We start from the raw sequence: 11,325 nt of genomic DNA on the forward strand, positions 1-11,325 counted from the left end.
ACTTTGGATGAAATTTGATATTGTAGTTTTGACGGACCACCGCTATGTGGCACCCAAAACAAGGACACCTTATATTGAAAATGTACTGCAAGAGGACCATTTGGTTTTGGAAGCTATGGAGAAGCAAGGCCTTAAAGTAGTGCGCAAAGCTTGGGACGACCCCGATTTTGATTGGTCTACTACCCAATATGCTCTCTTCAGAACCACATGGGATTACTTTGATCGATACCCCGAGTTTTCCGAATGGCTGGAAAAAACTTCAAAGCGGACAAGGTTCATCAATTCCAAGGAACTCATTTATTGGAATATTGACAAACACTATTTGCAAGATTTATCAAAAGCTGGGGTAACTATTCCAAAAACAGTTTTTGTAGAGAAAGGTTCCACCACAACATTGTTGGAGTCCATCATAAAAGCAAAATCGGAACATGGTTTTATTGCCGACACTTACATTTTAAAACCATGTGTATCTGGAGCTGCCCGTCATACCTACAAAATAGCAGAGGATGGGGTCACTGATTACGAGTCCATCTTTCAAGAATTGGTGAAAAATGAGGCCATGATGCTCCAAGAATTTCAGTACAATATTGTTTCTGAAGGGGAAATCTCCATGATGGTTTTCAATGGAGAGTTTACCCATGCCGTTTTGAAAATTGCCAAACCCGGTGATTTTAGGGTACAGGATGATTTTGGGGGAAGTGTTCACAAGTACAATCCAAATGCCGAACAGATTGCATTCGCCAAATGTGTGGTCGAGGCTGCACCGGAGCTGCCACTGTATGCCAGAGTAGATATTTTTAGGGACAATAATGGTAGCTGGGCCCTGGCCGAACTAGAAATTTTTGAACCGGAACTATGGTTTCGCCTCAACCCCGTAGCAGCAAATGTTCTGGCAAAAGAAATCAAGGAAACCCTCGCCTTCGATTGAAACCAAATGGGATTGATATATATTTTTATCTTTAAATAAACTTTTAGAAATGAAAAACCTAGCCGTTATTCTATTGAGCATATCCCTTGGTTGTTCTGCCCAACAAAACACGACGGAAGACTTGGTGGCCAACGAAGATGCCTTTTTTGACTATGTGGATAAAAGTACAGAGATAGAGGTACTTGCTGAAGGATTTAAATGGTCGGAGGGTCCTGTTTGGGTAAGGGAGGGTGGTTTCCTCCTGTTTTCCGATGCTCCACAGAACACCATTTTTAAATGGAAGGACGGCGAAGGTATCTCTGTTTTTTTAGAGCCATCGGGGTATACCGGTATTTTACCGTATAGCCGTGAACCTGGCAGTAACGGGTTAATAATAAATAAGGATGGTGAATTGGTAGCTTGCGAACATGGAGACCGTAGAATATCCCGGATGCCTTTGTCCCAAGGAGGAAAAGTGACCGTAGCGGATACGTGGCAGGGCAAACGATTCAATAGTCCCAATGATATTGTGCAAGCATCAAATGGCACCTATTATTTTACCGACCCGCCCTATGGCCTACCTGAACAAGAAAATTCAGCTTCGCGGGAAATTGAAGCTTTCGGGGTTTATAAAATCGATTCAAACGGAAAGGTAGATATGGTCGTCAGCAATCTTAAAAGACCCAATGGGGTAGCTCTGTCCCCAGATGAAAAAATACTGTACGTAAACCAATCGGATTCCAAAGCTCCCTACATTATGGCATACAAAATCCAACAGGATGGGTCTTTGGACGAAGGCCGGATATTCTTTGATGCCTCTTCGTTACAAGAATCTGGCTTAAAAGGTTCTTTGGACGGCCTTAAAGTGGCACAGGATGGCACCCTTTTCTCAACAGGGCCAGGAGGAGTGTTGGTCATAACCCCTAAAGGAAAACTTTTGGGCCGCATAGCAACCGGACAACCTACGGCCAACTGCGCTTGGGGAGAAGATGGGTCGGTTCTGTATATGACCGCGAACAATTATCTGATGAAAATTCAGACCAAAACCAAGGGGACAGGTTTCTAAGGTCGGGTTATTTGGCAATCTGCTTTTTCAGCTCCTCCATCGATTCCTGAAGCTGTCTGAGCAAACCTGTTTCGGTAGTGGCATCCACATTAAAGGTGAGTTTACTGCTCACCTCCCAAATTTCCTGAATTTGAAACGGTTTGATTTCGTAGGGTGGATAGGTTTCGTTCAAAGAGACCAAAGTAATGTTATTGGAATTCGGCTTTCGTTCTATTTTCTTCACCATTACCGAATCCTGAAGCACCACAACATACATTTTATTCGGGCTGACATGATCTATATGCTCAATGGCTCGTGCCAACACCCAATCGTTTGGTCTTAAATTGGGCAACATACTGTCACCTTCCACCTGAAATCCTCGATAGGTCGCATTTCTAAATTCCGGAATGGGCATGTCAAAAGCAGGTAATTGGCTGTACCAACTCGTATCCGAAATATTCTGTGGGTAACCAGCGGCCGCCTTGGCATTCACCATCACCATGTTGTCGTTATCGGAATTGTCCACGGTCACCACCTTAGGGATGACACTGGTTTTGGAGGTGTCCAAATGTTTTTGGTCGCTTTCCCCGAACAACCATAACGGATTTATTTTGAATCGTTTCAAAAGTTCCGCCACCACTTTTCCAGAAAGTTTGGTCCTCCCCCGCTCTATATCGGCCGTAGTGTTCTTCACACCCAATAATTTGGCAAAATCGGTTTGTGTATATCCCAGTTCCCTACGGATATCGGTAAATCTTTTAAGGGTTATTTCATTTTCCATCTTCATGTTGATAAAGTCAGGACGAGTAAGCTCGTATTGACTATACTTTCTCAAATATAAGTATTTTGGAATATTTCCAAAAACTTTTATGGATTATTTCCATTGTTTGGATTATTTCCATATATTTGATTGGAATATTTCCAAGTTATGAATTTTGATAGGATACGCGAAAAACTGAACATATTGGCCGATGCCGCCAAGTATGATGTCTCATGTGCCAGCAGCGGCAGTGACCGGACCAATAAAAACAAAGGTCTTGGAAATGCCTCCAAAATGGGTATTTGCCATAGTTATACCCCGGATGGACGATGTGTATCCCTATTGAAAATTTTGTTGACCAACCATTGCATTTTTGATTGCGCCTACTGCGTTACCCGAAAAAGCAACGACGTGCCCAGAGCAGCCTTCAAGGTCCAAGAGGTGGTTGACCTTACCATCAATTTTTACCGTAGAAACTATATCGAAGGGCTCTTTTTGAGCTCAGGAATATTCAAGAGTCCCGACCACACCATGGAGCGTTTGGTGGCCGTGGCCAAAAAGTTGCGGGAAGAGGAAAATTTCAACGGTTACATCCATTTAAAGTCGATTCCTGGTGCAAGCGATGAATTGATGTACGAAGCAGGTCTTTACGCAGACCGACTTTCAGTTAATATCGAGGTCCCCACTATCTCCGGACTTAAATTATTGGCCCCGGATAAAAAGCATGAAGACTTTACCAAACCCATGGAAAAAGTGAAAAATGAAATTGTACGCTATCAATCCGAACGGAAAATCATAAAGAACACGCCCAAATACGCTCCCTCGGGCCAAAGTACACAAATGATCGTGGGCGCTTCAGGCGAATCGGATAAGGATATTATGTATTCCGCCACCTATTATTATAAAACGTACAACATGAAACGTGTGTATTATTCCGGATATGTGCCCGTTACCCACGATTCGCGTTTGCCCGCCATTGGCTCCCAAGTGCCCATGCTACGGGAAAACCGTTTGTATCAGACGGATTGGCTATTGCGTTTTTATGGTTTTTCCATTGGGGAACTATTGAACAAGCAACATCCCAATTTGGATATGGATGTAGATCCAAAACTTTCGTGGGCCTTGCGCAACCTACATCATTTTCCTGTGGACATAAACAAAGCCGATAAGCGGCTATTGGCCAGAATACCCGGCATAGGAATGCAATCCGTGGATAAAATAATGAAGGCCAGAAAATTTAGAAAATTGAACTGGGACCACCTCAAGAAAATCGGGGTAGCCCTCAACCGTGCCCAATATTTTGTGGTTTGCGATTCCAACCAATGGGAGCGTCGCGATTTGGACGCGGAGAGAATTAAAGGCATGATCTTGCAGAATTCCTACGGAAAGTTTCGAGATCAGTACAGTACACAATTGTCATTGTTCAATTAGGAATAGGCAATTGACAAGTAAGTCATTTCGACCGAAGGGGGGAGAAATTTAGATTTCTCAGTCGTAAACTTCTTCGAAATGACATTAAAGAAACTAAAAAGCAAACACTATGAATGCTTCAACAACCTTAGTCTACGACGGCAGTTTTAATGGGTTCTTGACCGCCGTCTTCGTCGCTTTTGATGAAAAGATCAATGTGGCCGACATTCAAAAGAACAATCAATCGCAAAACGGATTGTTTTCCGAAACCGAAACCGTTTTTACCCATGTGGACAAAGCCAAACGGGTATGGAACGGTATCCGCAACAAGAGTCACAACGCTATTTCCAATGTGTATTTTGCTTTTTTGAGCGAAACCGAAGGGGTTGAAATGATGCTCTACAACTACATTCAAAAATTGATGGGTGCCAAAAGCGGTAAGTATTTGGATTATTCGGACAGCACGGTGCTCTTTATTGCGCAACTGGCAAGAAAAGTAGGCCGCGAAAAGCATCGCATGGAGGCTTTTGTTCGGTTCCAGTTGACGAAGGACAATATTTACTTTGCCAACATTGAACCCGATTTTGATGTGTTACCGCTTATCTCGAAGCATTTTCGTGACCGCTACGCCGACCAAAAATGGTTGATCTATGAAGTTAAACGAAAATATGGCATCTATTATGACCTGGACCATGTTGAGATGGTATCCTTGAACTTAAAGGACATCCATCACAACAAAACTGTGAAAAGTGATGCCTTTGCCACCGAAGAATACGAATACCAGACCCTTTGGAACGATTATTTTAAAAGCACCAATATTGCCTCGCGCATCAACCCCAAATTACATACGCAACACGTACCCAAACGCTATTGGAAGTATTTGAGCGAGAAGAAAGAGGCGGTTTAAACAATTCAAAACTAAAGCAAATTAAGTCGATATAATAAATAAACTAGTCCAAAAGAAATTATACAGAAAGAAGCAATACCAACAATAACATTCATGATATGTTGTTCGAACATACTATAGTTTCCCTGTTTTTTCTTCGAACCTGATAAGTATTTCAAGGATTTTTCTTTGCCTAAAATTTTAAAAAAATAAAATCTTGTTCGCTTACCCAAAAAATCAATGATAAGACCTTGTAAAATTATTTCGATGATAAAATTCATTTACTCTTCTCCCCAACAAAATGGTCACTTTTGGTCTTGAACAGCACATTAAAACTGGTCAAACTGCCATAAATGCGGGTAATGTATTGTTGTAGGTCCACTTTTTCTTGGTCGTCCAAGTTTTTACTGCTGTTTATCTTTTGCTCCATTACACGGATACGGTCGCGCACCATCACAATTTTATGGAAAAAGGTTTCAATGGGCATTTCCTTGTTGGCTGTGCCATCATCAGGTTCCAAGATCAATTTGCCGCCTTTCCATTTATCGGCCATGGCCACTTTTTCGTGGGTATCGCTCCATTTTTCCAGTATTTTGACCAGAGAACGTTCCACATCAAAAAAACTGACACTGTCCACTTCGTCCTCCACACATTCGATCACTTCAAAGTCAGCGTCCAAATCAATGGTTTCCAGTCCATTTTCCAAAAAGGTCACCCAATAGTGTTTGGAGGATACGTTGGTTACCACCCCTTTACCATACTCCGGGTGGTCAATTCTTGAGCCAATACCCAATACTTTCATGTTTATGACTTTTTCTATTTCCAAATTTAGAATTTTTGGTCATTTCCCCTAACTTCGTGCTTGGTTTTATAAACCAAAATACATGGAACCACAAAAAATTAGAGCAAAACTCGGAGAGTTGGCCTCTACATCAATCAGTGGCAACGACATCAGTTCTTCTTGTCTTTACGTATCTGCATTGGCGGTGTTGCACGCAGGCCAATATGCTTGGATTTCTTTATTGATCGTTGGTGCGGTCCTCTTTTTGTTTCGGAAAATTTATGGCGAAGTGGTCGGCGCCCTTCCTATGAACGGTGGGGCCTACAACGCCTTGCTCAATACCACCAATAAGGGCATGGCCTCCTTGGCAGCATCCCTTACCTTGCTCTCCTATATGGCAACCGCGGTTATTTCTGCCAATGAAGCAATGGCCTATTTAAAAAATATTGTGCCCCAACTGCCCGTTATTTTGGCCACAATAGGTCTATTGGCCATATTTATGGGGTTGGTCATCATTGGAATCGGGGAATCGTCCAAAGTGGCAATCGCCATTTTCATCTTCCATCTATCATCATTGATATTGCTGTCCTCTTTTGCGGGTTTCTATCTGTTTGAACACGGATGGGATGTTTTTGCGAGCAACAACGCTTTGCCCGTAAAGCACGGTGCACTGCCCATGGCCTTATTCTTTGGTTTTTCTGCCGCAATGTTGGGCATCAGCGGATTTGAAAGTTCGGCCAACTTTGTTGAGGAGCAGGAAAAGGGTGTGTTTCCAAAAACATTGCGCAATATGTGGGTGGTGGTCACTATTTTCAACCCGTTGATTGCATTTTTGGCATTGGCCGTTTTGCCCATTTCAGAAATAGAGTTAAATAGTGAGGCGTTGCTCTCCATTATGGGCAACCAAGTAAGTGGTTCTTGGCTATCTTTCTTGGTTTCCTTGGATGCCGTATTGGTTTTAAGCGGTGCTGTGCTCACCTCCTTTGTTGGGGTTTCCGGTCTTGTGGAACGCATCACCCTGGATAGGATCTTACCTCCTTTTCTTTTAAAGAGAAATAAAAATGGCAGTACGTATCGCATAGCCATTGTATTTTTTATTCTATGCGTCTCCATACTATTGATTACTGAAGGTAATCTGGAAGCCTTGGCCGGAGTCTACACCATTGCTTTTTTGTCCGTGATGGCACTTTTTGGCATAGGCAATATTCTGTTGAAGGTCCGACGAAAAAATCTCCCGCGTCCAGAACGTTCGGGGTGGTTGTCCTTGATGATTGCCATTTTGGCGGTAATCATAGCTTTGGTAGGTAACATCATCCTAAACCCGGATTATCTTGCGGTTTTCATGGAGTATTTTATTCCTACAATAGCCTTGGTTCTGGTCATGCTCAATAGGACCGCTTTGCTCAAACTGTTGTTGAAATTGATTCGGTATTTCTTAGACCCCATCAATCGTTTTCTTATCAGATCTTACAAAGGAATCAACCGGGTAATCGACAAGATCAACGATCAGGAATTTGTGTATTTCACCAAAAAAGATGACGTTGCGGCACTTAATAAGGTGTTGCTCTACATCCGGAACAATGAGCATACCCGAAAACTGAAAATTGTGTCCGTATTTCCAGAGGGAGAAAAAGCTACGGATAGTTTTGTGTCCGATTTGGATGTATTGGATCGAGAATACCCCGAGATAAAGATTGAGTACATTCAATTGAAAGGTGAGTTTACACCGGAATTGATCAGGGAACTCTCGGAAAGATGGAAAATCCCCATCAATTTTATGTTCATTGGAAGTCCCAGTGAGAAATTTCCATACCCCTTGCAGGAGCTCGGGGGGGTTAGGCTGATTATTTGATTTAAATCCTGATTGTTGTCGTACCTTTCACTAAAAAGAGTGACTTTGGGCCACTTCGTTTTTACGGTTCAAATCGCTACATTTGAGGTTTGCTATGATTTATGATCAATTACGAAGAAAATATTGAGGTAAGGGGCGCCAGGGTCCATAACCTGAAAAATATCGATGTTACCATTCCCCGCGAAAAACTTGTTGTAATCACAGGTCTTTCCGGCAGTGGTAAGTCTTCCTTGGCATTCGACACCATTTATGCCGAAGGACAACGGCGGTACATAGAAACGTTCTCGGCCTACGCCCGACAATTCTTGGGCGGACTGGAACGTCCCGATGTAGATAAAATAGATGGCCTCTCCCCTGTCATCGCCATTGAACAAAAAACAACTTCGAAGTCTCCAAGATCAACAGTTGGCACCATTACCGAGGTGTACGACTTTTTACGGCTTTTATTTGCCCGCGCGGGAGATGCCTACAGTTACAATACGGGCGAAAAAATGGTGAGTTATGGTGATGACCAGATCAAGAATCTCATCATTGAGTCTTACAAGGACAAAAAGATAAACGTACTGGCCCCCGTGATCAAATCCAGAAAAGGACATTATCGTGAACTTTTTGAGCATATTGCAAAGCAAGGTTTTGTAAAGGTTCGAGTGGATGGTGAGATTACGGACATTACCAAGGGGATGAAAGTGGACCGCTATAAAACACACGATATTGAAATTGTGATTGATCGCTTGAAGGTGGGCGATAGTGAAGACTTCCATAAACGGCTGGCTGAAACCATCAATACGGCCATGTACAGCGGAGACAATGTGCTCATGGTGCTGGAAGAGGGCGAAAAGGAGCCCCGTTATTTCAGTAGGGACCTTATGTGTCCTTCCACCGGAATCTCTTACCCCAGTCCTGAACCCAACACATTTTCCTTTAATTCCCCAAAAGGAATGTGCCCAGAATGCAGCGGACTGGGCCATGTTTTTGAGGTGAACAAGGATAAAATCATCCCAAATAAAAAGATATCCATAAAATCCGGGGGGTTGGCCCCACTGGGCGAATACAAAAAATCGTGGGCCTTCAAACAGCTGGAAACCATCGCCCAGCGCTACAATTTTGACCTTACGGACGCCATTGAAAAGATCCCTGAAGAGGCCATGAACGTTATTTTGAACGGGGGCAAAGAAAGTTTTGAGGTGGACTCCAAAAGTTTGGGCGTCAAAAGGCAATATAAAATTGATTATGAGGGAATTTCCAACTTTATCAAAACGCAGTATGAAGAAGCTAATTCCACTTCCATAAAACGATGGGCCAAGGATTATATGGACAAAATAAAATGTCCCAGTTGCGAAGGATCTCGATTACGGAAAGAATCACTGTACTTTAAAGTCGATGGCAAAAACATAGCCGAATTGGCCCAGATGGATATCGCCGAGCTGGCTACATTTTTTCAGCATTTGGAAGACAATCTGGAGGGGAACCAGAAAAAAATTGCAGAAGAGATCATTAAGGAAATCAAAGCCCGTGTTGGATTTTTATTGGATGTAGGGCTCGATTACCTCTCCTTGAACCGGAGTTCCAAATCGCTGTCCGGTGGAGAGGCACAACGTATACGATTGGCCACACAGATCGGTTCCCAATTGGTAGGGGTGCTCTATATTTTGGACGAACCCAGTATCGGATTGCACCAAAGGGACAATGAGCGTTTGATTCACTCCCTGGAAGCGCTGAGGGATATTGGGAATTCAGTGATCGTAGTGGAACACGATCGTGATATGATCGAATGTGCGGACCACGTTATCGATATTGGTCCCAAAGCTGGAAAGCACGGAGGTGAAATCATTTCCGAAGGAAGTCCAAAAGAACTGATCGGCCAGCATACCCTGACCGCTCAATACATCACCGGAGAGCTTGAAATCCCGATTCCAGAAAAACGACGCAAGGGAACGGGTAAAAAAATCACCCTTTCCGGATGCACCGGTAATAACCTGAAAAATGTGAGCGTAGAGTTCCCTTTGGGAAAACTGATTGGGGTCACCGGAGTTTCTGGCAGTGGTAAGTCCACGTTGGTGAACGAGACCCTCTACCCTATTATGAACGCACATTACTTTAATGGGGTCAAAAAACCAATGCCCTATAAAAAAGTGGCCGGATTGGAACATATCGACAAGGTCATTGACATTAACCAATCCCCGATAGGACGTACTCCAAGGTCGAATCCGGCAACGTACACAGGGGTTTTTGGTGAAATACGTTCGTTGTTCTCCAAAACTACCGAAGCCACCATTCGCGGCTACAAGCCGGGAAGGTTCAGTTTTAACGTAGCCGGTGGACGATGTGAAACTTGCCAAGGTGGAGGACTCAAGGTTATAGAAATGAACTTTTTGCCTGATGTTTATGTGGAATGTGAGACCTGCAATGGAAAAAGGTTCAATAGGGAAACATTGGAAATAAGGTACAAAGGGAAATCCATTGCCGATGTGCTGGAAATGACCATCAATGAAGCTGTGGATTTCTTTGAGAACATTCCAAAGATCCATCGTAAGCTAAAGACAATAAAAGACGTAGGATTAGGTTATATATCATTAGGGCAGCAATCCACCACCCTCTCTGGTGGAGAGGCCCAAAGAGTAAAACTGGCAACGGAACTCTCCAAAAGAGATACCGGAAACACGTTTTACATCCTCGACGAACCGACCACAGGCCTACATTTTGAAGATATCCGAGTACTTATGGAAGTACTGGACCGCTTGGTGGACAAGGGCAACACCATTTTGGTGATAGAGCACAACATGGACGTGATCAAAATGATGGACCATATCATAGACATTGGTTATGAAGGTGGCAGGGGCGGTGGAATGGTTGTTGCAACGGGTACCCCGGAAGAAGTGGCAAAAGATAAAAAAAGTTATACCGCGAAGTTCTTGAAAAAAGAACTGGACAACACAAAACAAAAATTGCAAGGGCAGTTTAAAACATTGAAAAAGTATGCAAATGCGTAAAGAACAACATTCCAAAGGCTGGAATGAGATCAAGACAAACGATTCATGGGCCATTTTTAAAATAATGGGCGAGTTTGTCAATGGGTTTGAAAAAATGAGCGTTATAGGACCCTGTGTCTCCATTTTTGGATCGGCCAGGGTGCGCGAGGGCCATCCCTACTACGATTTGGCCGTGAAAATATCAAAAAAGATAGCCGAGGCAGGTTACGGAGTTATCACGGGAGGTGGACCTGGTATCATGGAAGCAGGGAACAAAGGTGCGAACCTTGCCGGTGGTACTTCCGTAGGGCTCAATATAGACCTTCCCTTTGAGCAACATGATAATCCGTATATCGATGATGACAAAAGCCTTGATTTTGACTACTTTTTTGTTCGGAAGGTAATGTTCGTAAAGTATTCACAGGGGTTTGTGGTGATGCCGGGAGGTTTTGGCACTTTGGACGAGTTCTTCGAGGCCCTCACCCTGATCCAAACACATAAAATCCACACCTTCCCTATTATATTGGTGGGAACTGAATTCTGGAAAGGCTTGATTGATTGGATCAAGAACACATTGGTAAATGAGGGAAATATAGGCCCAAAAGACATGGACCTTATCAAACTAGTGGACACCGAGGATGAAGTGGTCGAAATTATAGATGCATTCTATAAGGGCCGCACCCTTAGTCCAAACTTTTAATCTGTCTGCATTGCG

Annotated in this window: 9 protein-coding genes; 7 read left to right on the forward strand and 2 right to left on the reverse strand. The window is 43.3% G+C overall.

All coding sequences use genetic code 11. The features are described 5' to 3' along the window. Window positions 1-7: 7 nt before the first annotated feature. Together SD449_RS02785 and SD449_RS02790 are read left to right on the forward strand one after the other, a co-directional pair. A complete protein-coding gene (locus tag SD449_RS02785; RefSeq protein WP_318308593.1) occupies window positions 8-928 on the forward strand; it encodes an ATP-grasp domain-containing protein in 921 nt (306 codons plus the stop codon). Between the two features lie 49 nt (window positions 929-977). Next, complete coding sequence (locus tag SD449_RS02790; RefSeq protein ID WP_318308595.1) at window positions 978-1,973, forward strand: SMP-30/gluconolactonase/LRE family protein; 996 nt, start codon at window positions 978-980, stop codon at window positions 1,971-1,973. A gap of 7 nt (window positions 1,974-1,980) precedes the next feature. Here SD449_RS02790 and SD449_RS02795 read toward each other — a convergent pair whose 3' ends face one another. Continuing rightward, window positions 1,981-2,733 carry an XRE family transcriptional regulator gene (locus SD449_RS02795; protein WP_225605892.1) on the reverse strand — a complete coding sequence of 251 codons (753 nt, stop codon included), beginning with the start codon at window positions 2,731-2,733 and terminating at the stop codon, window positions 1,981-1,983. A 147-nt stretch (window positions 2,734-2,880) separates the two neighbouring features. Here SD449_RS02795 and SD449_RS02800 point away from each other — a divergent pair, with 147 nt between their 5' ends. Then, window positions 2,881-4,143, forward strand: a complete 1,263-nt coding sequence (locus tag SD449_RS02800; RefSeq protein WP_318308597.1) for a putative DNA modification/repair radical SAM protein — start codon at window positions 2,881-2,883, stop codon at window positions 4,141-4,143. Window positions 4,144-4,252: 109 nt separating this feature from the next. After that, on the forward strand, window positions 4,253-5,029 hold the full coding sequence (locus SD449_RS02805; RefSeq protein WP_318308598.1) for a TIGR03915 family putative DNA repair protein: 777 nt from the start codon (window positions 4,253-4,255) through the stop codon (window positions 5,027-5,029). Window positions 5,030-5,285: 256 nt separating this feature from the next. Here the strand turns inward: SD449_RS02805 and SD449_RS02810 are convergent, their stop codons facing one another. Beyond that, the gene (locus tag SD449_RS02810) at window positions 5,286-5,810 is read right to left on the reverse strand and encodes a hypothetical protein (RefSeq protein ID WP_318309183.1); all 525 of its coding nucleotides are present in this window, start codon (window positions 5,808-5,810) and stop codon (window positions 5,286-5,288) included. An 82-nt stretch (window positions 5,811-5,892) separates the two neighbouring features. Between SD449_RS02810 and SD449_RS02815 the strand changes: the two genes are divergently transcribed. From SD449_RS02815 to SD449_RS02825, 3 genes are all read left to right on the forward strand, one after another. Beyond that, the gene (locus tag SD449_RS02815) at window positions 5,893-7,641 is read left to right on the forward strand and encodes an APC family permease (RefSeq protein WP_318308599.1); all 1,749 of its coding nucleotides are present in this window, start codon (window positions 5,893-5,895) and stop codon (window positions 7,639-7,641) included. A 101-nt stretch (window positions 7,642-7,742) separates the two neighbouring features. Beyond that, the gene (gene uvrA, locus SD449_RS02820; RefSeq protein WP_318308600.1) at window positions 7,743-10,631 is read left to right on the forward strand and encodes an excinuclease ABC subunit UvrA; all 2,889 of its coding nucleotides are present in this window, start codon (window positions 7,743-7,745) and stop codon (window positions 10,629-10,631) included. After that, the gene (locus SD449_RS02825) at window positions 10,624-11,310 is read left to right on the forward strand and encodes an LOG family protein (RefSeq protein WP_318308602.1); all 687 of its coding nucleotides are present in this window, start codon (window positions 10,624-10,626) and stop codon (window positions 11,308-11,310) included. Before uvrA ends, SD449_RS02825 begins: the two co-directional genes overlap by 8 nt. Window positions 11,311-11,325: the final 15 nt, after the last annotated feature.

Origin of the sequence: Flagellimonas crocea (assembly GCF_033441595.1) — a bacterium.
GTDB classification, from domain to species: domain Bacteria; phylum Bacteroidota; class Bacteroidia; order Flavobacteriales; family Flavobacteriaceae; genus Flagellimonas; species Flagellimonas crocea.